At 60.4% G+C, this 25,195-nt stretch carries 26 protein-coding genes; 9 read left to right on the plus strand and 17 right to left on the minus strand.

Annotation, left to right across the window (positions count from 1 at the left end; genetic code table 11):
* Positions 1-38: 38 nt before the first annotated feature.
* The 5 genes from ppk2 to N2601_RS02340 form a co-directional block, all read right to left on the minus strand.
* Positions 39-959, minus strand: a complete 921-nt coding sequence (gene ppk2, locus N2601_RS02320) for a polyphosphate kinase 2 (protein ID WP_104822207.1) — start codon at positions 957-959, stop codon at positions 39-41.
* A 335-nt stretch (positions 960-1,294) separates the two neighbouring features.
* Positions 1,295-3,211, minus strand: coding sequence for a 1-deoxy-D-xylulose-5-phosphate synthase (dxs, locus tag N2601_RS02325; RefSeq protein WP_104822208.1), 1,917 nt, complete (start codon positions 3,209-3,211; stop codon positions 1,295-1,297).
* Positions 3,212-3,336: 125 nt separating this feature from the next.
* Positions 3,337-4,260 (minus strand): pirin family protein, encoded by a 924-nt coding sequence (locus N2601_RS02330; protein WP_104822209.1) that lies wholly within the window; start codon positions 4,258-4,260, stop codon positions 3,337-3,339.
* A gap of 74 nt (positions 4,261-4,334) precedes the next feature.
* Positions 4,335-4,586 carry an exodeoxyribonuclease VII small subunit gene (locus N2601_RS02335; protein ID WP_104825003.1) on the minus strand — a complete coding sequence of 84 codons (252 nt, stop codon included), beginning with the start codon at positions 4,584-4,586 and terminating at the stop codon, positions 4,335-4,337.
* Positions 4,587-4,588: 2 nt separating this feature from the next.
* Positions 4,589-5,530: a histone deacetylase family protein gene (locus N2601_RS02340; protein WP_104822210.1), complete on the minus strand. Its 942-nt coding sequence runs from the start codon at positions 5,528-5,530 to the stop codon at positions 4,589-4,591.
* A gap of 165 nt (positions 5,531-5,695) precedes the next feature.
* On the opposite strand from N2601_RS02340, the gene N2601_RS02345 reads away from it, so the two are divergent.
* Positions 5,696-6,097, plus strand: coding sequence for an acyl-CoA thioesterase (locus N2601_RS02345; protein WP_104822211.1), 402 nt, complete (start codon positions 5,696-5,698; stop codon positions 6,095-6,097).
* An 8-nt stretch (positions 6,098-6,105) separates the two neighbouring features.
* On the opposite strand, the gene N2601_RS02350 is transcribed toward N2601_RS02345, so the two are convergent.
* From N2601_RS02350 to N2601_RS02360, 3 genes are read right to left on the minus strand one after another with little or no spacing between them, the layout of a single operon-like run.
* Positions 6,106-6,669, minus strand: a complete 564-nt coding sequence (locus N2601_RS02350; protein ID WP_104822212.1) for a biotin transporter BioY — start codon at positions 6,667-6,669, stop codon at positions 6,106-6,108.
* Between the two features lie 28 nt (positions 6,670-6,697).
* Entirely contained in the window at positions 6,698-7,300 is a 603-nt protein-coding gene (locus N2601_RS02355; protein ID WP_104822213.1) for an energy-coupling factor transporter transmembrane component T family protein, read from the minus strand.
* The gene (locus N2601_RS02360; RefSeq protein ID WP_104822214.1) at positions 7,300-7,977 is read right to left on the minus strand and encodes an energy-coupling factor ABC transporter ATP-binding protein; all 678 of its coding nucleotides are present in this window, start codon (positions 7,975-7,977) and stop codon (positions 7,300-7,302) included. Before N2601_RS02360 ends, N2601_RS02355 begins: the two co-directional genes overlap by 1 nt.
* Positions 7,978-8,084: 107 nt before the next feature.
* On the opposite strand from N2601_RS02360, the gene N2601_RS02365 reads away from it, so the two are divergent.
* Both N2601_RS02365 and N2601_RS02370 read left to right on the plus strand, forming a co-directional pair.
* Entirely contained in the window at positions 8,085-9,275 is a 1,191-nt protein-coding gene (locus N2601_RS02365; RefSeq protein WP_104825004.1) for a winged helix-turn-helix domain-containing protein, read from the plus strand.
* An 88-nt stretch (positions 9,276-9,363) separates the two neighbouring features.
* Positions 9,364-10,413 carry a dipeptidase gene (locus N2601_RS02370; protein ID WP_104822215.1) on the plus strand — a complete coding sequence of 350 codons (1,050 nt, stop codon included), beginning with the start codon at positions 9,364-9,366 and terminating at the stop codon, positions 10,411-10,413.
* Positions 10,414-10,453: 40 nt separating this feature from the next.
* Here N2601_RS02370 and ribB read toward each other — a convergent pair whose 3' ends face one another.
* Positions 10,454-11,557, minus strand: a complete 1,104-nt coding sequence (gene ribB / locus N2601_RS02375; protein WP_104822216.1) for a 3,4-dihydroxy-2-butanone-4-phosphate synthase — start codon at positions 11,555-11,557, stop codon at positions 10,454-10,456.
* A gap of 10 nt (positions 11,558-11,567) precedes the next feature.
* Positions 11,568-12,665 (minus strand): chorismate synthase, encoded by a 1,098-nt coding sequence (aroC, locus tag N2601_RS02380; protein WP_104822217.1) that lies wholly within the window; start codon positions 12,663-12,665, stop codon positions 11,568-11,570.
* Positions 12,666-12,966: 301 nt separating this feature from the next.
* Between aroC and N2601_RS02385 the strand changes: the two genes are divergently transcribed.
* Complete coding sequence (locus tag N2601_RS02385; protein ID WP_104822218.1) at positions 12,967-13,227, plus strand: DUF1344 domain-containing protein; 261 nt, start codon at positions 12,967-12,969, stop codon at positions 13,225-13,227.
* A gap of 31 nt (positions 13,228-13,258) precedes the next feature.
* On the opposite strand, the gene N2601_RS02390 is transcribed toward N2601_RS02385, so the two are convergent.
* The 3 genes from N2601_RS02390 to N2601_RS02400 form a co-directional block, all read right to left on the minus strand.
* A complete protein-coding gene (locus tag N2601_RS02390) occupies positions 13,259-13,852 on the minus strand; it encodes a histidine phosphatase family protein (protein WP_104822219.1) in 594 nt (197 codons plus the stop codon).
* An 18-nt stretch (positions 13,853-13,870) separates the two neighbouring features.
* Positions 13,871-14,689, minus strand: a complete 819-nt coding sequence (fabI, locus tag N2601_RS02395) for an enoyl-ACP reductase FabI (RefSeq protein ID WP_104822220.1) — start codon at positions 14,687-14,689, stop codon at positions 13,871-13,873.
* 122 nt (positions 14,690-14,811) lie between these two features.
* On the minus strand, positions 14,812-15,975 hold the full coding sequence (locus N2601_RS02400; protein WP_104825005.1) for a DnaJ domain-containing protein: 1,164 nt from the start codon (positions 15,973-15,975) through the stop codon (positions 14,812-14,814).
* Positions 15,976-16,312: 337 nt separating this feature from the next.
* Between N2601_RS02400 and N2601_RS02405 the strand changes: the two genes are divergently transcribed.
* Together N2601_RS02405 and N2601_RS02410 are read left to right on the plus strand one after the other, a co-directional pair.
* Positions 16,313-17,317 carry an ornithine cyclodeaminase family protein gene (locus N2601_RS02405; RefSeq protein ID WP_104822221.1) on the plus strand — a complete coding sequence of 335 codons (1,005 nt, stop codon included), beginning with the start codon at positions 16,313-16,315 and terminating at the stop codon, positions 17,315-17,317.
* A gap of 29 nt (positions 17,318-17,346) precedes the next feature.
* Positions 17,347-18,870 carry an HAL/PAL/TAL family ammonia-lyase gene (locus N2601_RS02410; protein ID WP_104822222.1) on the plus strand — a complete coding sequence of 508 codons (1,524 nt, stop codon included), beginning with the start codon at positions 17,347-17,349 and terminating at the stop codon, positions 18,868-18,870.
* 16 nt (positions 18,871-18,886) lie between these two features.
* Here N2601_RS02410 and N2601_RS02415 read toward each other — a convergent pair whose 3' ends face one another.
* Entirely contained in the window at positions 18,887-19,345 is a 459-nt protein-coding gene (locus tag N2601_RS02415) for an RT0821/Lpp0805 family surface protein (protein ID WP_104822223.1), read from the minus strand.
* A 62-nt stretch (positions 19,346-19,407) separates the two neighbouring features.
* Between N2601_RS02415 and pdxH the strand changes: the two genes are divergently transcribed.
* Complete coding sequence (gene pdxH, locus N2601_RS02420) at positions 19,408-20,028, plus strand: pyridoxamine 5'-phosphate oxidase (RefSeq protein ID WP_104822224.1); 621 nt, start codon at positions 19,408-19,410, stop codon at positions 20,026-20,028.
* A 5-nt stretch (positions 20,029-20,033) separates the two neighbouring features.
* On the opposite strand, the gene N2601_RS02425 is transcribed toward pdxH, so the two are convergent.
* Complete coding sequence (locus N2601_RS02425) at positions 20,034-21,092, minus strand: polysaccharide deacetylase family protein (RefSeq protein WP_104822225.1); 1,059 nt, start codon at positions 21,090-21,092, stop codon at positions 20,034-20,036.
* A 228-nt stretch (positions 21,093-21,320) separates the two neighbouring features.
* Here N2601_RS02425 and N2601_RS02430 point away from each other — a divergent pair, with 228 nt between their 5' ends.
* A complete protein-coding gene (locus N2601_RS02430) occupies positions 21,321-22,607 on the plus strand; it encodes a D-alanyl-D-alanine carboxypeptidase family protein (RefSeq protein WP_104822226.1) in 1,287 nt (428 codons plus the stop codon).
* A gap of 110 nt (positions 22,608-22,717) precedes the next feature.
* A complete protein-coding gene (locus N2601_RS02435) occupies positions 22,718-23,026 on the plus strand; it encodes a pyrophosphatase (RefSeq protein ID WP_104822227.1) in 309 nt (102 codons plus the stop codon).
* Positions 23,027-23,049: 23 nt separating this feature from the next.
* On the opposite strand, the gene maiA is transcribed toward N2601_RS02435, so the two are convergent.
* Positions 23,050-23,682, minus strand: a complete 633-nt coding sequence (gene maiA / locus N2601_RS02440) for a maleylacetoacetate isomerase (RefSeq protein WP_104822228.1) — start codon at positions 23,680-23,682, stop codon at positions 23,050-23,052.
* A gap of 89 nt (positions 23,683-23,771) precedes the next feature.
* Positions 23,772-25,187 carry a metalloprotease TldD gene (gene tldD / locus N2601_RS02445; protein ID WP_104822229.1) on the minus strand — a complete coding sequence of 472 codons (1,416 nt, stop codon included), beginning with the start codon at positions 25,185-25,187 and terminating at the stop codon, positions 23,772-23,774.
* Positions 25,188-25,195 lie beyond the last annotated feature (8 nt).

Here is a 25,195-nt window from a genome sequence, read left to right on the forward strand (position 1 = left end):
GCTATGACCCTTGGCCAGTGCTACCGCGAAAGCGTTCCCTAGTACTTGGACGGAACGTAAAGCTCCGGCGGCAGCACCTTGCGCTCATAGTTGGGGTTGAAGACGCGCTCCGGCAGGGTGATGTCCTCGTGAGGCACGTCCTCATAGGGAATCTGCCTGAGCAGATGGTCGATGCAGTTCAGGCGGGCGCGCTTCTTGTCATTGCCTTCGACGATGTGCCAGGGCGCTTCCGGAATGTTCGTGCGCGCGAAGGTTTCTTCTTTCGCCTTCGTATAGGCTTCCCACCGCACGCGGGACTGCAGATCCATCGGCGAGAGCTTCCACTGCTTCAAGGGATCGTGGATGCGCACGAGGAAGCGAAGCTGCTGCTCCTCGTCGGTGATCGAAAACCAGTATTTGACAAGCCGAATCCCGGAGCGAACCAGCATGCGTTCGAACTCGGGTACGTCGTGAAAGAACTGTTCGACCTGATCTTCCGTCGCAAAGCCCATCACACGCTCGACACCGGAGCGATTGTACCAGGACCGGTCGAAGAGAACGATCTCGCCGCCCGCCGGCAGATGGGGCACATAGCGCTGGAAATACCATTGGGACTTTTCGCGGTCGGATGGCGCTGGCAGCGCCACGACCCTGGCAACGCGCGGGTTGAGCCTTTGGGTGATCCTCTTGATTGCCCCGCCTTTGCCCGCCGAGTCTCGGCCCTCGAAGATCACGACGACCTTCTCCTTGTGATAGGTCACCCAATCCTGGAGCTTGATCAGTTCGGCCTGTAGCGACAGCAGGGTGCGGAAGTAGTCGATACGCGGCATCGCAGCCGGATGTGCCTTCTGGTAAATCTTTCGGATCTCTTCGGAAAGAGCCGGTTCCGAGAGTTCCAACTCATAGTCTTCGTCTAGCGTATCGGCCAGTTCCGCTTCAAGCCAGTCGGAATACTGGTGCTCTTTGTCTGAATTGTTCAAGGTTCTCTCCGCTTCTCGATGGCAGCTAACGACAGCAGTCGATGCATGATCGCTCTTAAAAACGCGAACATGCCCGTTCCTGCATTGCTGCAAGTTCCGCTTTGTTCATGACAGTTAGATGACTGATTGCCGCAGGGCGAAGAGACGAAGCACGCCGCACTCAATTCTAATCAGCAAAAGCGGACTAGATGCCGTGGAGGCAAAGCCAGCGACCTTTCCACATTCAAATCAACGCGCTTCGCCCACAGGGCGACCACGCCTCAGGGCGCGCCTGTTAAAGTGCCGGAAGATCGACATCCGAACAAACGGTAGATCGATGGCGGGCCAAGCCGGATTTACCCGACGACCTCGATAATCCGGCTGCGGCCCAGCGCCTTGAACACCGTCTGCACGATGCCGGCCCGGTCGAGACCGGCTTTGGCATTCATGACTTCGGGCTTGGCTTGCTCCATCCAGATGTCGGGCATGACCAGCGTGCGGATCTTCAAACCATTGTCGAGCAGGCCTTCCGTGGCGAGGAATTGCATGACCTGGCTGCCGAAGCCGCCGACCGAGCCTTCCTCGATGGTGATCAGCACCTCATGATGGCTGGCAAGCTGGCGGATCAGATCGTGGTCGAGCGGTTTGGCGAAACGAGCATCGGCAACCGTTGTCGGCAGTCCGGCCGCATCGAGATCTTCGGCGGCGGCAAGGCTGTCGGCGAGCCGGGTGCCAAAGGATAGCAGCGCCACTTTCGAACCCTGCTTGACGATGCGGCCCTTGCCGATCTGAAGAATTTCGCCGCGTTCCGGCAAATCGACGCCAACGCCTTCGCCGCGCGGATAGCGGAAGGAGATCGGGCCAAGATCGTAGGCAGCAGCCGTGCGCACCATATGCTTCAGCTCCGCCTCGTCGGCGGCGGCCATGACCACGAAGCCGGGCAGGCTGGCGAGAAAGGCCGTGTCGAAGGAGCCGGCATGCGTCGGCCCGTCGGCGCCGACGAAGCCGGCGCGGTCGATCGGGAAGCGCACTGGTAGCCCCTGGATCGCGACATCGTGCACCACTTGGTCATAGGCGCGCTGCAGGAAGGTCGAATAGAGCGCCGCGAAGGGCTTAAAACCCTCGGCGGCCAGGCCGGCCGCAAACGTGACGGCATGCTGCTCGGCAATACCGACGTCGAAACAGCGGGCCGGGAAAAATTCCTGCAGCTTGTCGAGACCGGTGCCGTTCGGCATGGCGGCGGTGATGCCGACGATCTTTTCGTCCAGCATCGCTTCCTGCACGAGCGCATCGGCGAAGACGCTGGTATAGCTCGGTGCATTCGGCTTCACCTTGGCTTGCGCGCCGGTGATGACGTCGAACTTGTTGACGCCGTGATATTTGTCCGCCGCCGCTTCGGCAGGGGGATAGCCCTTGCCCTTTTGCGTCACGACATGGATCAGCACCGGGCCCTGAGCATGGTCCCGCACATTGCGCAGGACCGGAAGAAGATGGTCGAAGGAGTGACCGTCGATCGGGCCGATGTGGTAGAAACCCATCTCCTCGAACATCGTCCCGCCGGTGACATAGCCCCGCGCATGTTCGACGGCGCGGGTAATGGCGCGGTCGACATTCTTGCCCAGATAGGCGGTGAGCTTCTTGCCGAAATCACGAAAGCCCATATAGGTGCGGCCGGAGGCGAGGCGCGCGAGATAGGCGCTCATGGCTCCGGTCGGCGGGGCAATCGACATGTCGTTGTCGTTGAGAATGACGATCAGCCGCGCGTCGAGCGCGCCGGCATTGTTCAGTGCCTCATAGGCCATGCCGGCCGACATCGCGCCGTCGCCAATGACGGCAATGACGCGGCGGTCGGTATTGTCGAGTTCGGCGGCGACCGCCATGCCGAGACCGGCGGAAATCGATGTGGAGGAATGCGCTGCGCCGAAGGGATCATATTCGCTCTCTGCGCGGCGGGTGAAGCCGGAAAGTCCGTCCTCCTGGCGCAGCGTGCGGATGCGGTCGCGCCGGCCGGTCAGGATCTTGTGCGGATAACATTGATGACCAACGTCGAAAATCAGACGGTCGTTCGGCGTGTCGAAGACATTGTGGATGGCGATGGTGAGTTCCACGACGCCGAGGCCGGCGCCAAGATGTCCACCCGTGCGCGATACCGCATCGATCATCTCGTCGCGGAGCTCGCGGGCGAGTTGCGGCAAATCCCGGTCCTCCAGCTTTCGCAGGTCGGAAGGATAGTGGACCTGGTCCAGCAGGGGCGTCTCTGGCATATGTGTCAAGGCTGAAGCCTCTTTCTTACTATTCTTGGGCAGCGGCCCGCCTTTATCTCAAAAAAGATTGCGACAAAAGGCGACGAATTCAAGGAGTGCCTGAACAAGAAACATTTGGCATTGTTATGAACTCGTTAGCTTTCCGGCAAAGGAATAAACTCTTCCTCGTCTCCCGGCACGATATCGAAACGGCCGGTGCGCCATTCTTCCTTGGCTTTTTCGATGCGTTCCTTAGAAGAAGACACGAAATTCCACCAGATATAGCGCTTTGAATTGAGTGCCGCACCACCAAAAAGCATCAAATGACAGCCTTTTTCAGCCGCCTCCAGGGCAATCGCATCGCCGGGGCGGAAGACAAGGAGTTGATCCTGTTCGAAACGGTCGCCCGCAACAATGAGCGAGCCGGAGAGAATATAGACCGCACGTTCCTCATGCCCGGCGCCGAACGGAAACTTTGCGCCGGGCTGAAGCTGAAGATCGACATAGAGCGTGTCGGAAAAGACTTTGACCGGCGAGGTCACGCCCTCGAAGCTGCCGATGACCACGCGGCCCGTCGCTCCGCCGTCGTCGATCAGCGGCATGTCGCTCTTTTCGGTATGGGTAAAGGCCGGATCGATCTCTTCCTTGTCGTCCGGCAGGGCTAGCCACGTCTGCAGGCCGGACATCGCCAGCGGATGGCCGCGCAGATTGTCTGGCGTGCGCTCGGAATGCACGATACCGCGCCCGGCTGTCATCAGGTTGATATCGCCGGGGCGAATGACCTTTTCCGTCCCGAGGCTGTCCCTATGACGGATTTCGCCGTCGAAAAGATAGGTGACGGTCGAGAGGCCGATATGCGGATGCGGCCTGACATCCAGTGCTTCGCCCGGCCGCAGCACTGCGGGACCCATGCGGTCGAAAAAGATGAACGGTCCCACTAGCCGCCGCCGGCTGCTCGGAAGCGCACGACGGACGAAGAAGCCGCCGAGATCGCTGGTGCGGGGAATGATGAGATGCTCGATCGCGTCGCAGGCGAAGGCATCGCCGGGCAGCGGATCTTTTCCAGGGAAGAAGGACATGACGAGCGCTCCATTCGGTTGAAAGCCAACCTAACGGCAATAGGTCGGAAACTCAAATCTTGCGCGCGCGGGCCTCACTGTCCGTCCAGCGGCTCCGTGCCTTGGGGCTTGCCGGCGCGGTCGAGCCTGATCTTCTCGATGCGGTTCTCCGCTGCCGAGAGCAGAGCCTCGCAATGCTTCTTCAGCGCTTCGCCGCGCTCATAGATGGCGATGGATTCGTCGAGCGCGACGTCGCCGCGTTCCAGCCGCGCGACGATGCTTTCGAGCTCCGCCACAGCCTTTTCAAAGGAATAGCCGGACACATCCACTTTGGCGCTTTCGCTCATCATCAACCCTTCATCATGCGCAGAATATGCAGGCCTGCCGATTCGGCGAGGCCTTCCAGATCATAGCCGCCTTCGAGCAGGCTGACGACCCGGTTCTTGGCGCTGCGGTCGGCGGCTTCCAGAATGCGCCCGGTCGCCCAGTCGAAATCCTCGCCGGTGAGATTCAATTGTGCCAGGGGATCGCGATGATGGGCATCGAAGCCGGCCGAGATGAGGATGAGGTCGGGGCGAAAATCGTCGAGTGCCGGCAGCACGCGCGATTTGAAGGCCTCGCGGAAATGGTCGCCGCCGGTATTGGGCGAAAGCGGCGCGTTGACGATGGTATTATGCGTGCCGCGCTCGTCCTTCTTGCCGGTGCCGGGGTAAAGCGGCATTTGATGCGTGGAGCAGAAGAGCACCGAGGGATCGTCCCAGAAGATGTCCTGCGTGCCGTTGCCGTGATGCACGTCCCAGTCAACGATGGCGACGCGCTCGGCTCCATGGGCCTTCTGCGCATGGCGGGCGGCGATTGCCACGTTGTTGAAGAAGCAGAAGCCCATGGCCTTGGACTTCTCTGCGTGGTGGCCAGGGGGGCGGGCCGCGACAAAGACGTTGTCGGCCGCGCCGGAGAATACGTCGTCGACTGCCGCCATTGCGCCGCCGACGCCACGCAGGATCGCCTGCAGCGTCTTCGGGCTGGCATAGGTGTCGGCTTCGAGCTGGTTGATCTCGTCCTCGTCACCCCCGTCGGGGATCGAGCGCATCACAAAGGTGAGGTGCTCTTCCGGATGGGCAAGCAACACGGCGTCTTCATTGGCGATTGGCGCCTGGCGCCGGTCCAGTCGCTCGAAGTTCGGATGCTCCAGCGCGATATTCAAAGACCGCAACCGGTCAGGCCTCTCCGGATGACCCGGGGGGGTAAGATGTTCCAGAAAAATCGGGTGCTCGTAAAGACGTGTGCTCATGAAACCAATCTACAGACGGGATATGACATCTGCTACCGGACATGGGCAGTATCACCATAATGTCAACAATCCATCTTAACCACGTTGGGCTACCAACCGTTTACTTCTTGAGGCGCGATGTTAAGCTTTCATTAAGGTGCGAGCCGTCGGCCAGGGTTTTGCGTGATGATGAGTCTAGAACGATCCGATGTCATCGAAATGCGGGTACCGCCTCGCGATGTCGACAGGCAAGGGCAGATGTTCATCGCCTCCTACATCTCCCAGGCGGAAACGGCGCTGTCGAATTTTTGGCGCGCCCGGCCGCTGGTGAGCGACGAGCCGGTCTACATCGCCACTAAGGCTTCGTGCGCGCTGCACCGGGCGCTGCGTTATGACGATCTCGCCCGCTTTTCGGTCAGCGTCAACAAGATCGGCGGCAAGTCGATCGGCTTCATGGTCCTGGTCGAAACCGGCAATGAGGTGGCGGCGGAGGTGGAAATTCTCTGGCTCGCCGTGCGCGGCGAGGAACACGATCCTGTGCCGCTTCCGGAAGATACCCGCGACTGGCTCTACAAATACCTCGATTGACTTTTGGCTCAGCTTCGCTGCGGCAGCAGGGGGTAGCCAACCATGACGGCGCGGCCGACGAGGGCGGCGACGACAGCTTTGACGAGGTCACCCGGAACGAAGCCCATCGACCCCTTGAACGCGTTGGTGAAGCCGAGATTGGCCCCGATCGCGAGCCAGGCAATGCCGAAGGCGTAGAGAACCACGACGCCGCCGATCACTGAAGCGATGAAGAAGCCGATGCCCTGGGCAAGGGCCGTTTGCTCGGCCTTCACCAGCCGCTCGGAGAGATAGCCGGTGACATAGGCGGCGAAGATCCAGCCGATGAAGAAACCGGCCGTCGGACCGGCGAAGACGGCAAGGCCGCCGCGGCCGCCCGACAGCACCGGCAGGCCGATCGCCACCAGCACGACGACGATCAACACCGCGACGGCGCCGCGCTTTGCGCCGAGCACCACGCCCGCAAGCATCACGCCGAGCGACTGTGCCGTGATCGGCACCGGAATGATGCCGATCGAGATCGGCGGCAGCAGGCCGAGCGCTACGATGATGGCGGCAAAAAGCGCGGAGAGAACGAGGTCGCGGGTGGTCATGACGGCTCCAGTCGAAAACAGTGTCTTTTCAATGCCGCCGAATGCCCCTGGCGTCAATCGCGGCTGCGATATTATCGGCATCGCGCAGCGTCAGGATGATCAGCGGCACCAGCGCTGTTGTCATGCGGATTTTGATCCCGCGAGCTTCATGCGCCTCGCGGATGGCACGGTAACGGTCGAGAATTTCCGGAACGAAGCGCACGACGAGGCCGACCGAAAGACCGATATCGGCCGCCTTCAGGAGGCCGACCTTTTCCAATGGCACGGCAAGCGCCGTGATCTCGTCAATGAAAGCAGCGATCGACGTCGTCGCCGTCACCACGGCCGCGAAAAGCGTGAGCGCGGTCAGCCGCAACACGGTGACAGCAGCGACATGGACGGGATTGAAGATCAGGCTGAACAGCGCCACGACGATAATGGTGAGAACGACCGGCCGCAGCCGTTTCAACGCTTCGCTCACGGGCAAGCCAGTGCTGAAATAGAGGAGGGCGCCGATGGCAACGGCGAGGCCAAGCAGTGCGAGGTTGTCCGTCAGGAACAACAGGATGCCGAGGGCCGCCAGCGCGCCAAGCTTCAGACGCGGCGTCAGCCGGTGCATCCAGGTACTGGCGTCGACGTGCAGCGTCTGCATCAGGCAGCCAACTCCCTGTAGCGGGCGATTGCCTCCGTCGGTGGCGCATCCGCGATTAATCGACCTTGATCGAACAGCAGCACCCGATCGAAATCCTCTATCAGTGGCAGGTCATGGCTGATGACGATGACATGTTCCGGCAGCCCGGCAATGGTTTCCTGAACCAGCGCCCTGTTCCGGAGGTCGAGCTGATTGGTCGGTTCGTCGAGAATGAGGATGTCGGGTCCGGTGACGAGCACGGAGCAGAGAGCGGCCATCTGCAGCTCGCCGCCGGAAAGTTCATGTGCGCGCCGCTCCGCCAGATGGCGGACGCTGAACCGGTCGAGAATGCCGTCCACCGCCGCCTCGATCTCGCTCTTGCCGAGGCCGCGCGCCTTGAGGCCGAAGGCGATATCGTCGCGGATGATCGGCAGGATGATCTGATTCTGCGGCGACTGGAAGATATAGCCGACCTTGCCGAGCACGGACTTGGCGTCGGTCACGGTGTCGAGCCCATTGACGGTGACCCGGCCGGTCGTAGGCTTGGCAAGCCCGTTGATCAGCCGCGCAAATGTCGTCTTGCCGGAACCGTTGAGCCCGATCACACCGACGCGCCGCTCGCTCAGCGTCAAGCTGAGCGGCGAAAGCGCAAGCCGCGGGCCGAAATTGACGCCGGCATTGTCGAAACGGATATCCAAGCTGCTGGCCCTGTTCCATCGTGATATCGCGGTCCTATAGCCCATCATAACGAATTATCAAATCAACGCCGTTTGAAAGCATGGGAATTAATGCCTATGATCTGAGCATGACGAATCTGCTTTCAAACCGAGATGCCCGCCGCGTCTTCCTCGCCAAGCAGGGGCTTTCCAATCCGCCGAACCGTGCCCTGACCAAGGCCGGGCTGCTGCAGTTGATCCACGATATCGGCTTCGTGCAGGTCGATAGCATCTCGACGGTCGAGCGGGCGCATCACCAGATTCTGTTTTCCCGCAACCAGACCTATCGGCGCGAACATCTGACGGAACTGCTCGAAAAGGACGGCGCGCTGTTCGAAAACTGGACGCATGATGCCTCCATCCTGCCCAGCGCCTTCTTCGTCTATTGGAAGCACCGGTTTCGCCGCGAGGAGCTGGCGATCGTCGAGCGCTGGCGCAAATGGCGGGGCGAGGGGTTCGAAGCCGCCTTCGAGGAGACCTACGAGCGCGTCCTGAAAAACGGCGCCATTACCGCCCGTGAGATCAAGGACGAGAACCATACCTCCGGCGGCTGGTGGAACTGGCATCCGAACAAGACCGCGCTCGAATATTTCTGGCGTACCGGCAAATTCGCCATCGCCGGCCGCACCAATTTCCAAAAGGTCTACGATCTCGTCGAGCGCGTACTGCCGGAAAATTTCCACACGCCCGAAGTCGGCCACGACGAATTCGTCGACTGGGCTTGCCGCAGCGCTTTGCAACGCCTTGGGTTTGCCACGTCAGGCGAAATCGCCGCCTTCTGGGACTTGGTGACGCCGCAGGAAGCGAAGACCTGGGTCGACACGCATCGCGCGGAACTCGCCGAAATATTGATCGAGCCCGCCATGGACGGCAAACCGCGCCCTTCCTTCGGCTTTGCCGATTTCCCAGCTACGCTCGACAGCTTCCCCGAAGCTCCCGCCCGGATGCGCGTCCTCAGCCCCTTCGATCCGACGATACGCGACCGCAACCGCACCGAACGCCTGTTCGGCTTCTTCTACCGGATCGAGGTCTTCGTGCCGGAGCCGAAGCGTGAATATGGCTATTACGTTTTCCCGCTCCTGGAAGGAGACCGGCTGATCGGCCGGATCGATATGAAAGCCGACCGCAAGGCGGGCACGCTGGACGTCAAACGCCTGTGGCTGGAACCAAGTGTCCGGGCATCCGCCGGACGGCTGGAAAAGTTGGAAGCGGAATTGGAGCGGGTGGCGCGTTTTGCCGGGGTGGAGAAGGTGGTGTTTCTGGAGGGGTGGCGGGGATAAATTGCCTGTTCTTCCGTCCTGATTTCCCGCTGGTTTCCGAGAGGACTGCGTAGGCCAAACTGCACTTGAACCTTGGGGCAGAGATCACATGAGCAGCATTTATGTATTCGATGGGCATAATGATGCGGTTCAGTTCATGGTGGATTATAAATCTACCGGCCGGGATTTTATGGTCCGATCGGAGATGGGGCATCTTGATCTTCCGCGAGCGCGTGAAGGCCGCTTGGCTGGCGGATTGTTTGCAATGCATGCCTCTCCAGAACACGAGCCGGTGGATGACCTTACTATCACTCGTGATGGATACGAAGTTCGTTATGCCGATGCCGTCCATCCGGACTATGCCCGTGGACAAATCGATGGCCAGCTTTCCGCGATGAGGGGTTTGATCGAACGCTCCAACGGCCAGATCCGCCTCGCCACAAGCGTGAATGATATTCGGACTGCCCAGATGGACGCCGCCTTTGCCGTCGTGCTTCATATAGAGGGGGCAGAGGCCATCGGCCCTGATTTCGGATATCTGGATGCCCTATATGACGCGGGCCTCCGATCTCTCGGCATCGTTTGGAGCCGTCCGAATATTTTTGGCTATGGCGTCCCGTTCGCTTATCCGAGGTCTCCCGATACTGGGCCGGGGCTTACGGATTTAGGCAAGAGCCTGGTCAAAAGATGCAATGCTCTCGGAATAATGATCGATGTTTCCCATCTGAACGAGCGTGGGTTTTGGGACGTGGCCGCCCTGAGCACCGCTCCGCTTGTCGCCACGCATGCCTGCGCTCACGCCCTATGCCCATCGACCCGAAACCTAACCGATCGGCAGTTAGATGCCATTCGCGATACTGACGGGGTCATCGGATTGAACCTGGCCGTCAACGACATTCGCCCCGATGGCCACCTTGAAGACGACACGCCTCTCGACCTTGTTGTTCGTCATTTCGACTATCTCATAGGTCGCGTCGGAGCGGATAGGGTCGCTCTCGGATCAGATTTTGATGGCGCGGTCATGCCCCGCCAAATCAAGGATGCAAGCGGCCTGCCACATCTCATAGACGCCATGCGCAAAAATGAATTCGATGAGTTGACCCTGCGAAAATTCGCCTATGACAATTGGCTTCGCGTGTTCGGCCTGACTTGGAGATAGCTGACTACGGTTATTCAAGAATGCTGACCCATTAACAAGATCAGCAAATCTCCGTCCGGGCGATCTCGATGCCGAACCCTTCCAGGCCGACATAGTGCCGTTCGCGGCTGGTGAGCAGTTTGATCGAGCTGACGCCGAGATCTTTCAGAATCTGCGCGCCGAGGCCGATTTCCAGCCATTCGCTGTCGCGGGCCTGGGCCTCGGCATGGGTCTCGTGGCCGGCCTGGCGGGATTTGCGACCATTGTCGATATGGCCGACGCCAACGGAACCTTCGCGGAGATAAACGATGATGCCGCGGCCTTCATCAGCGATCTTCTTCATGTAGAAATCGACCGGACGGCGCTTTCCGAACAGGTCTTCGGCCACATTTTCCGGATGCAGGCGCACCGGAATGTCGATGCCGTCGCGGATGTCGCCAAAGACGACTGCGAGATGCTGCATCGGGTCCCAGGGTAGCGAATAGGTGTGAGCGCGCGCCTTGCCGAACGGCGTTTCGATATCGAAGCTGGCGCCGAGTTCGATCAGCGTTTCCTTGCGCTGGCGATAGGCGATGAGGTCGGCGACGGAGATGAGCTTCAGCTCGTTCCGCTCGGCAAATTCCACCACCTGCTGGCCGCGCGTCACCGTGCCGTCGTCATTGACGAGCTCGCTGATGACGCCGATCGGCGGCAGGCCGGCGAGCTTGCAGAGGTCTACGGCGGCTTCCGTATGGCCAGAGCGCATCAGCACCCCACCTTCCCGCGAGACCAGCGGGAAGATATGGCCGGGTCGGAGGAAATCGGTCGGGCCGACATTCGGATTGGCGAGATTGCGCACCGTCAGCGTGCGGTCGTCGGCGGAAATGCCCGTCGTCGTGCCGTGCTTGAAGTCGACGGAAACGGTAAATGCGGTTGTATGCGCGGAATCGTTTTCCGCCACCATGGCATTGAGGTTCAGGCGCTTGGCCTCCTCGCGCGGCATCGGCGTGCAGACGATCCCCGACGTATGGCGGACGATGAAGGCCATCTTCTCGGGCGTGCAATGGACGGCGGCAACGATCAGGTCGCCTTCATTCTCGCGGTCGTTATCGTCCATGACGACGACGATCTCGCCGGCCTCGAAGGCTCGGAGGGCTTCCACCACGCGCTTCTGATCATAGGGCATGAAAACGTCCTTATTTCAGCCGGCCGGTCTGGCCGCGATCCCTAAGGTAATGATCGGCTATGGCGCAGGCAACCATCGCCTCGCCGATCGGCACGGCGCGAATGCCGACGCAAGGGTCATGGCGGCCCTTGGTGCGGACATCGACATTGTTGCCGTCGGCATCGATCGATCGGCGCTCGGTCAGGATCGACGAGGTCGGCTTGATGGCGAAGCGGGCGATGACCGGCTCGCCGGTGGAAATGCCGCCCAATATGCCGCCGGCATGGTTGGATAGGAAGATGCGGTTGCCGTCATTGCCCATGCGCATTTCGTCGGCGTTTTCCTCGCCGCTCATTTCGGCAGCAGCAAAGCCATTGCCGATCTCGACGCCCTTGACGGCGTTGATCGACATCAGCAGCGAGGCGATATCCTGATCGAGCTTGCTGTAGATCGGTGCGCCAAGACCGGCGGGCACGCCTTCGGCAATGACTTCGACAACGGCGCCGATCGAGGAGCCGGCCTTGCGGATGCCGTCGAGATATTCCTCCCAGACCGGCACGATTTCCGGATCCGGCGAGAAGAACGGGTTCTGATCGACCTGTGCCCAGTCCCAATTGGCGCGATTTATCTTGTGCTTTCCGATTTGTACCAGCGCGCCGCGCACGGTAACGCCGGGCACGACGAGGCGGGCAATACCGCCGGCGGCGACACGCGCCGCGGTCTCGCGGGCCGACGAACGGCCGCCACCGCGATAGTCGCGAATGCCGTATTTGACGTCATAGGTATAGTCGGCATGGCCGGGGCGATAACGCCGCGCGATCTCGCCGTAATCCTTGGAACGCTGGTCGGTGTTTTCGATCAGCATCGAGATCGGCGTGCCCGTCGAAATCATCGTCTCGCCGTCTTCATCCAGCATCACGCCGGACAGTACCTTGACGAGATCATCTTCGCGGCGCTGCGTCACGAAGCGCGACTGTCCCGGCTTGCGCTTGTCGAGCCAGACCTGAATGTCCTCAAGCTTGAAACGGAGCCCCGGGGGGCAGCCGTCGACGACGCAGCCAAGCGCCGGCCCGTGGCTTTCGCCCCAGGTGGTGACGCGGAAGAGATGACCGAATGTATTGTGCGACATGGGAAACGACCGGATTACTGTGGCCCGGCGGCGGCCGCGCCTTTGTCTCTTGGAATTGCGGCACACTCATAGGCCAAAAAGCTGCCGAGGCAAATCTTTCTTTCCGTGATGGATCCCGCACGGCGAGAACCCGCAAACGCTCGATATGGTAAACGAAGATTAATCCATGCTGTGGATCGTGAAAACACATTCATCAATTAGGCGACGAAAGCCATTGTTGCGGGCAACTTCCGCCATATTCAAAGCGTTACCTTGGAACAATCAAATTTAGCACTGATAATGAATCAAAAGGGTACTCCCGATGCGCTTCTTTGTTGCGACGCTCCTGGCCACGGCAAGTCTCCTCGCCCCCGTCGCCGGCTTTGCCGAAAGCGCTGATGTCGAGGCCACGATCAAGAAGGTCGATGAGAAGAATTTCAGCATTACGCTGGACGACGGCAAGAATTATCAGGCGCCGCAGGATTTCGATTTCACGGGTCTAAAGGCCGGCGTCAAAGTGGTCGTCTTTTATACCGAGGTCGACGGCAAGCGCGTCATCAACGATCTCGATATCGTGCAGTAGGGAACGGGGATTATTCCTTTAGCAGGCGGCTTTAGATCCAGCCGATGATGTTCATCTGCGTATCGACCTTCAAGATACGATCCTGCGGGATTTCCGCTTCAGCGGCATCTTCTTTCGAGACATCGGCGATCAACCGGAACAGCGAGCGGATGACGCCGCCATGGGTGACGCAGACGGTCGGCCGATCGACCGAAGTCAGCCAGGAGCCGACGCGCCAGGAGAGGATTTCGTAGCTCTCTGCATCATCGCCGGGCGGGATGAAGTCCCACTTGCCGGCGTTGCGCTCGGCAAGACGTTCGGCCTCGGTCGCCTTCAGCTCCTTGAGGGTGAAACCTTCCCAAGCACCGAAAGAGACTTCGACCAGCCGTTCGTCCGTGCGATAGTCCTTGGGTGGCAGGCCCATGGCTTCGCGCGCGATTTCCATGGTTTCGCGGGTGCGCCTGAGCGGACTTGCGACAAAGTCGAAAGGCTGGTTTTCAAAGGTGAGGATTTCGCCGAGCTCAACACCATTCTGCCGCGCCTGCGCGCGACCGATGGCGTTGAGATCGATATCCTTCTGTCCCTGCAACCGGCGCTCGGCATTCCAGTCCGTCTGACCGTGGCGTATCACATAAAGAGGCGGCACGGTCAGGTTTCCTGTTGATCAATCCTTGATGACGGCGATGTCAGGCGCATCGACGGCCTTCATGCCGATGGCGTGATAGCCCGAATCGACATGGTGCACTTCGCCGGTGACGGCGGTGGAAAGATCGGAGAGCAGATAAAGCGCGGAGTTGCCGACTTCGTCGATCGAAACCGTGCGCTTTAGCGGCGCGTTATATTCGTTCCATTTCAGAATATAGCGGAAGTCGCCGATGCCGGCGGCGGCCAGCGTCTTGATCGGGCCGGCCGAAATGGCGTTGACGCGAATGCCGCGACCGCCGAGGTCGACGGCAAGGTAGCGCACGCTTGCTTCGAGCGCAGCCTTGGCGACGCCCATGACGTTGTAATTCGGCATGACCTTTTCCGCGCCGTAATAGGTCAGCGTGATGATCGAGCCGCCATCGTTCATGATGCGCTCGGCGCGCTGGGCGACGGCGAGCAGCGAATAGACGGAGATGTCCATGGTGCGCGCGAAATTATCGCGGCTGGTGTCGACATAGCGGCCGGTCAGCTCATCCTTGTCGGAGAAGGCAATGGCATGCACGACGAAATCGATCTTGCCCCATTTGGCTTCCAGCGAGTCGATGACGGCGTCGATCGTCGCGGGTTCCGTAACGTCGCAATGGCCTGCCATGAAGGCGCCGAGTTCCTGGGCGAGCGGCTCGACGCGCTTCTTCAGAGCGTCGCCCTGCCACGTCAACGCGATTTCGGCACCGGCTTCGGAACAGGCCTTGGCAATACCCCACGCTATGGAACGGTTGTTTGCAACGCCGAGGATGACGCCGCGCTTGCCTGCCATGAGGCCAGTGGCTTGAGCCATATTCTGCTCCCTTGAACTTTCGAATGATCCTGCCTATGGCATAGGCCGATCCCCTGTTCAAGCATCGGAAAGATCATCAACTGTTAGGGATCGTAACAAAGGGTGCGGTTGTCACTGAAATTTCACAAAAAAAGCCCCTCGCGCATGCTGCGCATCAAATCGGTAACTTTGTCGTCCGGTTTTTCCCACAGCATCAGGCGCAATTCCACCACGAGATTGCCTTTTCCGCCATGCCCGTCCGGTAGTCCCTGGTCAGAGATTCGGATGACCTGATCCGAACCGGACCAGGGGGGGACTGTCAGCCTGACCGGCCCGCTCAATCCCTCGACCGTTGTCTCATAACCGAGCACCGCATTTTCGATGGTCACGGGAAGGGTCGTGTGGACGTCGAGGCCATTAAGCGTGAAGCGGCTGTCGGTGGAGAGATGGATGGTGATCGCGACATCGCCGCGCAGCATCCCCTGCAATTTCATCCCCTGGCCCTTCAGATGCACCACCTGGCCGTTGCTGATATCCGTCGTCGCCTGAAAGCGCGCCTCCCGTCCGTCGGACAGCGGTACGGCAATCCAGTTTCCCTTCAACATGTCATCGAGGGTGACGGTCGCTTCGGCAGCGATCTCCGGTGTTTTCTCCGGCACTTTGTCCTGAACGCTGCCGCCCGTAAAGCGGCGCACGAGCGAGCCAAGAATGCCGAAGCGCGAGCGGAAGACGGTTGAGCCGGTGCCCGTCGCAAGCTGCTCCTCTTCGGCAAAGTTTTCTTCCGTCTCGCCGCTCTCCGGTTCGCGTGGCTTTTCCGTCTCCGCGGCACTGGCGGCGGTCTCTGCCTGGTTGGGTGCGGCACGGGCGGCCTTGGCGCCGAAAATGCGCTCGACCATATCCTCGGGTGACTCGGCGCCGGCCGCCTGCGGGTTGGCGGCCGACGCAGCCTTCTGCGCCTTCTGGGCATTGGCGCGGGCGAGTTCTTCCATGATCTTTTCGGCGTTGGCGCGTGCGGCCTTGGCACGCTCCGCTGCTTCGCGGGCAGCCTGACGCTGCTGCATGATGGTCTGCTCTGTGCTTTGGCCCTTCGCCTCGGCCATGCGCGCCACTTGATCGTAACGGCTGCGCTTCTGCGGGTCCTTCAGCGTTTCATAGGCGCGGCCGATCTCGGCAAAGCGCTCCGTTGCCGTGGGATCGCCGATGTTGTGATCGGGATGTACGGCCTTGGCCAGGTTGCGCCATGCCGCCTTGATTTCGTCCGCCCCGGCATCCCGCTTTACGCCAAGCACCTTGTAAGGATCGCGCATCATTATAACCACCGTTTTGAAGGGTGTGCCCGGCCTCGTTGCGGCACCCCAAAAGGAAGAAAACATATGGATCGCGCCGTATCCTCACTCCCCCGGAAGCAAGAAGGTTGACGCGCATATGGTGTGATCCTGCGCGAGCAGTTGCTAATCAGTTGTTACGCCCGGCTGGCGGCAACGGTTCGATCTGCCGCAATGGTTAGCCGTTCGCTAAGGAAGCCAAGCCCTGCTTAAGACTGAAGGCACGGCTTTCGCACCGGATTTGCCTTGACAATAAGTATAGACAACTCATTTCATGATGAGGCGAGCATAGCGACAAGCGGAAGGGTCAGGGCATCCCATGCAGGAAATTTGGATCGACTATCTGAACGCCATCGATACCAAGGCGCTGGCGCTGACCAACGACGAAATCCTCGATGCCGTCAGCAAAGCTTTGGATGCGCAGGGACGTGGCGAAACGGTGATCGAACCGCGCGTGCATCTCGTGCCCGAAAGTTCCGACAAGGGCCATTTCAATGTGCTGCGCGGCTATGTGAAGCCTCTCGACTATGCTGGTGTCAAAGTGGTCGGCGATTTCGTCGATAACTACAAACAGGGTCTTCCTTCTGAAATGGCTGTGCTCAACCTTTTCGATCCGCGCACCGGCATGCCGAAGGCGATCATCGACGCCACCGCGATCACCGATATGCGCACGGGCGCGGTCACCGCGATCGGTGCCCGCCATCTCGCCCGCAAGGATAGCAAGGTGCTCGGCCATATCGGCGCGCGCGGCACTTCCTATTGGAATGTCCGCCTGCTCGACCATCTGTTCGATTTCGAGGAAATCCGCGTCCATTCCCGCCGGCCGGAAAGCCGCGATGCCTTCGCCGCCCGATTGGAAAAGGATCTCGGCAAGAAGATCATCGTCACCGACAATTGGGAAGACTGCCTGAAGGACGCCGACATCATGGTCGAGGCCAGCCGCCTGCCTGAGCCGACGCCGCTCTTCAAGACCGCCTGGGTCAAGAAGGGAGCTTTCGTCGTTCCTTATGGCACGATGAGCGCGCTGGAATTCGATCTGACCGACATCATGGACAAAGTCGTCGTCGACGATTGGGGTCAATGCGGCCCCGGTCGTCCCTTTGGCGCATTGCGCCGGCATGTCGATGAGGGCAAGGTGACGGCGGAGACACTGCATGCCGAAATCGGCCAGATCGTCTGCGGTGCGCGGCCTGGCCGCGAAAGCGACGACGAGACCATTCTCTTCTGGCATCGCGGTCTCAGTACCACGGACGTTGCGCTGGGGGCTGCCATGGTCGACAAGGCGAAGCGGATGAATATCGGCCAGCGCCTGCGCTTTGCTTGAAACGGACGGTTTGAGAAACGGACAGACGGATGGGTGCTGACGCCAAAAGCGTGATCTTCGATGCGTCCGGCGCGGATATCGACGCGATCTGCGCCGTGGCTCGCAATGGCGCCGAGGTCGCGATCGGCGCCGATGCGATCGCCGGCATCGAAGCCGCCTATGCCTGTCTCCTCCGCCATGCGGGCGCGGGCAAGGCGATCTATGGAGTCAGCACCGGTTTGGGTGCCGCTGTCGATACGCGCCTCGATCCCGCGAAGGATTCCGGGCAACATCGCATTCCGCGCCCCCGCGCCGTTGGTGTTGGGCGTTTTGCCGAAGCGGATGAGGTCCGCGCCATGATGGCGGCGCGCCTAGCCCGCTTTTGCCTCGGCTATTCGGGTGTATCGCCAGAGGTGGCGCAAGCGCTTGCCGGTATGCTCAATTGTTCCGTCCATCCGAAGGTGCCGATGACCGGCTCGATCGGCGAGGCGGATCTCCCGCCGCTTGCGCATATCGCCTTGGTATTGGTGGGCGAGGGGAGGGCCATTCTTCCGGATGGGCGTGAGGTCTCCGGCGCCGATGCCTTGGCGGCGGCCAGCCTTGTGCAGCCGTCCTTCGGCATAAAGGATGGACTGTCGCTGATCTCGTCCAACGCCGCATCCGTCGGCCTTGCCTGCCTGATGCTGCAGGATATCAGGCGTATTTTCGATGCGCATATCGGTGCGGCAGCGCTGTCCTATGAAGGATTTCGCGCCAGCCTTGATCCGCTCGATCCGCTGGCAAGTCGCTTGCGGCCCGGCCCCGGCCAGGGCGAAGTCGCGGCAGCGGTCCGTTCGCTGCTCGAAGGCGGCGATCTGATGAAACCGGGGGCAGCCCGGCGCCTTCAAGACCCGCTCAGCCTTCGCTGCGTGCCATCGGTCTCAGGCGCCGCATTGCATGCGCTGAGAGCGGCGTGGACTGCTACCGAACTGGAACTGCGCTCCAGTGACGACAACCCATCGGTTCTTGCCGATGAGGATGTCGTGCTGCCGACCGGCAATTTCGATCCCACCCATATGGTGCTGGCCTTCGACACGCTGGGGCTGGCGCTCGCCCGCCTTGCGGCTATGGCGGCCGAGCGAATCATGAAGCTGCTGTCGCCGGGCTTCTCCGATCTGCCGCGTTTTCTGGCGCCGGAAGGTGTCGGCGCCAACGGCTTTGGCGCCCTGCAAAAGACCGTCGCCGCGCTGACGGCGGAGATCGGCCACCTGGCGATACCCATGCCCTTTGCCGTGACGCCCGTCGCCGATCGCGTCGAGGATTATGCATCGCTTGCCATGTCGGTGATCGACAAGACCGGACGGCTGGCGGTGAAGCTGCGATATCTGACGGCGATCGAACTGATCGTAGCCGCGCGGGCCATCGATCTGCGAGGCGCAATCAAGTTGGGTGAGGGAACCGGGATGCTGTTTACCGTTGTCCGCTCGATGGTCCCACCGCTGGAGATGGACCGTTCGCCCAGCAACGATATCTACGCGCTTGCGGATTGCATTGCGGCGGGCACGCCGATCGGCCCGCTTCTGAGTATGAAATAAGAAAGAGAGGAGGCGATCAGCCGTCCTGCTGGAAACTCAGCAATTGCCATTCGCCTTGGCCGATAAGGCAGGTCTTGCCGAAGAAATTGGCGATGCCGTCATAGGAGTGGCGGGTGGTGCGGAACTGGCGGCAGACCTGTCCCGAGGCGTTGTTTTCGACGATGGTGTCGATGACGCCGGCGCTTCCCGTCGACGCATTCGCCCAGGGGACGGGCTGTCCGTTCAGCTTGTTGAGATCTGCCGAAGTCACCGCGTTACGCACGGTTGTCTCGTCGGAAACGCTGTCGGTCGTCACAGGAGCAGTCGGGATGGTACCGGTTGAAACGCTCCGATCCACCTTCGTCGAACTCAGCATGTCCATGCCGCCGCCGACGCAGCCGCCAAGGGAGAAAAGGGAGAAAATGGCAATCGCCATCGTCGCGCCTTTTGCAAGCTTGCGCTTTGTATGAACCGTCGACTTTGCTATGACTTCCACCCGAGTATCTTGGCCAGTGTTGGGGCTGGCGATTTTAGGAAATGCGGAGAATTTGAGCTAATATGTCGGAAAACGAGTTAACAAGCGGTGACTTCACCGAGCAGAACGAGCCCTTCGCGCTTTTCGCTTCCTGGCTGCGCGACGCTGAAGCCAATGAGCCGAATGATCCGAATGCGGTTGCCTTGGCAACGGTTGATAAGGATGGATTGCCAAATGTCCGCATGGTTCTTCTGAAAGGTTTCGATAGTCAGGGATTCGTATTCTATACAAATTTCGAAAGCCAGAAAGGCCAAGAAATTCTTTCCCAAAAGAAAGCGGCCATGTGCTTCCACTGGAAGTCGCTCCGGCGTCAGGTAAGGCTGCGCGGCCTGGTTGAAGTGGTCAGCGACAACGAAGCTGATGAATATTTCAAGACGCGTGCCCGCGGCAGCCGCATCGGCGCCTGGGCGTCGAAGCAGTCGCGTCCGCTCGAGGGCCGCTTCGCCCTGGAAAAGGCGGTCGCCGAATATACGGCCCGCTACGCCATTGGCGAAATTCCACGCCCTGCCTATTGGTCCGGCTTCCGCATCCGGCCGCTGTCGATCGAGTTCTGGCACGATCGCCAGTTCCGCTTGCACGACCGCGTCGAATTCCGCCGCGACGTGCCGGAGGGCGCCTGGGAAAAGGTGCGGATGTATCCGTAACGGAACTATGGTGAGGCCCGGCGCCCCATCAGCCTCATGGGGATGCCGGAGGCAAGTGCCGATGCATATCGAGCCTTCTGGTAGTGACCGTTCAACGACAGCCGCGGCAAATGGGTGATCGTGGCGGCACTTGCCTTTCCGATCGTCCCAGGCCGGGTCGTAACGCCGACGGAAAAGCCGAGTTCCGCTGCAAGCCGAGCTTCGCGAGGAGAGACCGCATTGGCCGTGCCGTAGGGATAAGCGATCGCCGCCGGCCGCCTTCCGATGATGTCAGCGACATAATCCGCCGACAACGCCATTTCCGCCGCCGCTTCCGCTTCCGGCAGACGGGCGAGCGCCCGGTGGCTGACCGTGTGGGCGCCGAGCGAGGCAAGCGGATGACGGACAAGCTGCCTCAATTCCCCGCGGTCCATGATTGTCGCGCGCACGAGATCCAGTGGCTCCATGCCGTTCCTTCGGGCGAGCTCGTCGATCCGGGCAACGGCCTCCATCTCGTCATGGGCATGAACATAGGCGGCAAAGCGGGCAAACACGGCTTGCCGTTGGCCGGCCCTGTTGAGATCGAAACTCTCTGTGCCCATGCCAAAGTCGAACGTTAGGCGATCCCATTGGGCAAGCAGGTCGGCCAGCGTTTCCCACCATATGCTGTGCGTCCTCTCCGACAGGCCTTGGGTGACGAAGATCGTGAAGGGCGTGCCGTGGCGGGCAAAGACCGGCAGCGCATAATCGAAATTGTCGCGATTACCGTCGTCGAGTGTGAAAGCAGCAAAGGGTGGCTTGTTGCGATCACTTGCGATACGGTCCGGCAACGCATCAAGAGAAATGAATTCATAACCATCCCGTTTCAGTCGCGTGATCGCGCTGTCGAGGAATTCGGGCGAAATTTCTAGATGCGCATTCGGGGCAAAGGTTCGGGGCAAGGGAGGGCGGACATGATGCAGGGTGAAGATGGCACCGAGGCCGGCGACGTCGCGCATCAGGCCGAGGTTTTTCAGAATTGCGGCGGTTTCCAGACCGCCGGAGATCGCCGCGCGCTTGAGACGAATTCTGATGCCCTGTTCCATAGGGATTGACCCGGTTGAAGAATGCCCATGATCTAGCCTATCCGCCGTTAAGTCTTGCTGAATCTGCACCATCTTTTCAATGTGTTAACCGTTATTTTACCAGCAAAGGCAAAATTGGAATTCTGTCGAGGGTGTTGCCTCAATATCGCACCGAAATCAGGCTCTTGTCGCAAATGCGCACAACAGGTTGATGCGGTGTATTGGCATTTGTTTCAGTTGGGGACGAATATGAAAAAACTTTTGATGGCCCTTTCTGCGGCCGTCTTGCTGTTGAGCGCACCGGTAGCGAGCTTTGCGGGCAGCGCCTATTTCATCATGGACGCGAAATCCGGCAGGGTGCTGGCTTCGGATAATGCCGATGATCTCAACCACCCTGCTTCGCTGACCAAGATGATGACGCTGTACCTGACGTTTGAGGCTATTCATCGTGGTAAGCTGGGTTGGAACACGGCGATTCCGGTCTCGAGCAACGCCTCCGGCAAGAGCCCGACCAAGCTCGGCCTGAAGCCGGGCAGCACCATCACCGTCCGCGATGCCGTCAATGGCATGATCATCAAGTCCGCCAACGATGCCGCCACTGCCATGGGCGAAGCGCTGGGCGGTAGCGAAAGCGGCTTTGCCCGCATCATGACGCAGAAGGCGCGCGAACTCGGCATGCGCCGCACCGTCTTCACCAATCCATCGGGCTTGCCGAGCATGGAGCAGGTGACGACCGCGCGCGACATGTCGACGCTCGCCGTTGCGCTCATCAACAATTATCCTCAGGAATATCGGCTGTTTTCGCAGTCGAGCTTCACCTATCGCGGCAGCCGCGTCCGTGGCCATAACAATCTGATGTATCGCTACGAAGGCATGGACGGCATCAAGACCGGCTACACCAATGCCTCCGGCTTCAACATAGTCAGCGCCGTGCGCCAGGGCAACCGCCGCGTTATCGGCGTCGTCATGGGCGGCGCGACTGCCCGTGGCCGCGATGCCTTCATGGCTTCCCTTCTCAATCGCTATGTGCCGAAAGCGACCTCCGCCACTTCATCGCGCCTCATGGCAAGTGTTGGCGGTGCAAAGCAGGTCGAAGTTGCTTCGGCGACGGATGATGTTGCTGCCGATGTCGATGCGCAAACCACGGCCACGACGACGCGCAAGCGCGCCGAGTTCACGCCGGCTCAGGCCCCGCTCGCTTATGCCGCCACGACAAATGTGACCGTGCCGATGGATCGCCCGATGGCGATGGATGAAATCCAAAATGCCGGCAAACCGGCGACCGGCGGTTGGCAGGTGCAGATCGCAGCTACTCCGACGGCGCAGGCCGCCAAGGACCTGCTGTCCGAGGCTCAATCCAAGGCGGGCGGCGCTCTTGCCAACGCTTCGCCCTATACCGAAGCCGTCGGCAAGGGCAGCAACACGGTCTATCGCGCCCGTTTCGTTGGCTTCGGCAGCCGCGATGATGCGAATTCCGCCTGCGCCGCGCTGAAACGCAAGGATTTCAACTGCATGCTGTTGCCGACCAAGGGCTGAGCGGAAATCAAGTTTTGAAACTATCAAGACGGCGGGGCACAAGCTCCGCCGTCTTGCTATTTCCGGCAGAATCGTTCACTTCTGTTGAGAACATACGGGGAACAATATTGATGTTATCCGATCTGATCCAGCAGTTCGAAAAGGCTTCCGCCACCTATGCCGCCGCCAACGGATTGGAGCGCGATGCCGACTGGTTTGTTTTGAAATTGCAGGAGGAGATGGGCGAACTCACCCAGATCTGGAACAAAACGACCGGCCGCGGAAGACGCAAGGGCATGTCGGACGAGGATCTGGCTACTGCGTTGGCCGACGAAACCGCCGATGTGCTTGGCCATATCCTTCTCTTCGCCCACCGCAACAGCCTCGATCTCGCCGCTGCCGTCGAGCGGAAATGGCGGTTCCGGCCGGAGGAGGGGTGAGAGCGGCCACTGGGTTGCCACGTTCAAGAATGAGAGAAGTCGACCTGTGCTTCCGGGCGTGCAAGCCGAAAGGCTTCGAGTTCGTTGCAGCGTTCTTCGACTGCCAGGAGTGTGGAATAACGGGATAGATCTACGCCAAGACGGCGGGAGGCGCTTAGTTGCGGCACAAGATGCAGGTCCGCCCATCCCGCTTCTGCGCTGAAGCAATACGGCCATTGGACCGGTCGGCGCCGTAGGGTTTCCTCCAGGGCGTCAAGGCCTAGAGCCAGCCAGTGGCTGACCCAGGCCGAAACTTGATGATCGTCGGCACCTATGTCCGATTTCAAAAAGCGTCTGACACGCAGAACGGTCAGAGAATGCATTTCCGATGTGATGAGGCCGGCAAACGCTTTTGCCTCCGCGCGGACGACGGGATCGGAAGGTAGCAGACATGGCGCTGGATACGCTTCCTCAAGATAATCCAGGATAGCAGACGATTGCGCGATGATACGTCCACCGATGTCGAGAGCAGGTAGAAGACCTTGAGGGTTCAATCGCTCATATTCGCCGGGCGCCAATGAGCTTACCGGTGTATAAGTGAACGGAATACCTTTGAGGTAAAGTGCTATACGCACCCTTTCGCCTGCGGAATTCTGCCAGCGTGACAGCAAGCGCATGGAGGTCCTCTTCGGTCAAAAGCTATCAACAGCATCAGCCTCCGTCGAAGGCTGATGGCCACTGCTATGGGCATAGCTTTAGGCAGACTTCAAGCCTTCGTCCCGCCGACCGTCACCTGATCCATCCGCAGATGCGGCTGGCCGACGCCGACGGGGACCCATTGGCCGCCTTTGCCGCAATTGCCGATGCCGGTGTCGAGTTTCATGTCGTTGCCGATCATGGAGACGCGCTTCATCGCTTCTGGGCCGTTGCCGATGAGCATGGCGCCCTTGATCGGTGCGCCGACCTTGCCGTCTTCGATCAGATAGGCTTCGGTGCAGCCGAAGACGAATTTGCCGGAAGTGATGTCGACCTGGCCACCGCCGAAGGAAACGGCATAGATGCCCTTCTTCACCGAGGCGATGATCTCTTCCGGTGTCTTGTCGCCGCCAAGCATATAAGTGTTGGTCATACGCGGCATTGGCGTGTGGGCATAGCCTTGGCGGCGGCCGTTGCCGGTTGCCTTCATGCCCATCAGGCGGGCATTCTGCCGGTCCTGCATGTAGCCGACCAGCTTGCCGTTCTCGATCAGCACATTGTAGGCCGAAGGCGTGCCCTCATCGTCGACGGTGATCGAGCCGCGGCGGTTTTCGATCGTGCCGTCATCGACGACGGTCACGCCGGGAGCGGCGACCATCTGGCCGAGCAGCCCTGCGAAAGCCGAGGTCTTCTTGCGGTTGAAATCGCCTTCCAGCCCGTGGCCGACGGCTTCGTGCAGCATGACGCCCGGCCAGCCGGAGCCGAGAACGACGTCCATCGTGCCGGCCGGCGCATCGATCGCCTCGAGATTGACCAATGCCTGGCGCAAAGCTTCGTCAGCGCCGCGGCGCCAGTTCTCTTCCGTGACGAAATCGCCGAAGCCGACGCGGCCACCGGTTCCGAAGGAACCTGATTCCTGCCGGTCGCCTTCGCCGACCATCACCGAGATATTGACGCGCGTCATCGGCCTGACGTCGCGAACGCGATGGCCGTCGGCGCGCAGGATATCGACCACCTGCCAGCTCGCGGCAATGGAGGCCGTGACCTGACGCACCTTGCCATCCTTGTCGCGCAGATAGCTGTCGATCTCCTGCAGCAGCCTCGCCTTGTCCTCGAAGCTTGGGCTCCCAATCGGGTTTTCGTCGCTATAGAGTACTTTATTGGTGCGCTGAGGCGCGGCGGCGTAGGAACCCGCATAGCCGCTCGTGACCGCGCGCACCGCATCGGCGGCGCGCTTCAGCGCGGCTTCGGAGAGATCGCCCGCATGCGCATAACCCACCGCTTCGCCGGCGACGGCGCGCAGGCCGAAACCCTGTTCGGTGTTGAAGCTGCCGCCCTTCATGCGTCCGTTGTCGAAGGTCAGCGATTCCGCCTGGACATGCTCGACGAAAAGCTCGCCATCGTCAGCGCCGGCCAGTGCTTCGGCAACGATGCCGCGCAGCTTGGTTTCGTCGGTATCGAACAAGGTAAGAAGATCGGTATTCATGGATCAAG

The organism is Rhizobium sp. CB3060, from assembly GCF_025200735.1.
Classification (GTDB): Bacteria; Pseudomonadota; Alphaproteobacteria; order Rhizobiales; family Rhizobiaceae; genus Rhizobium.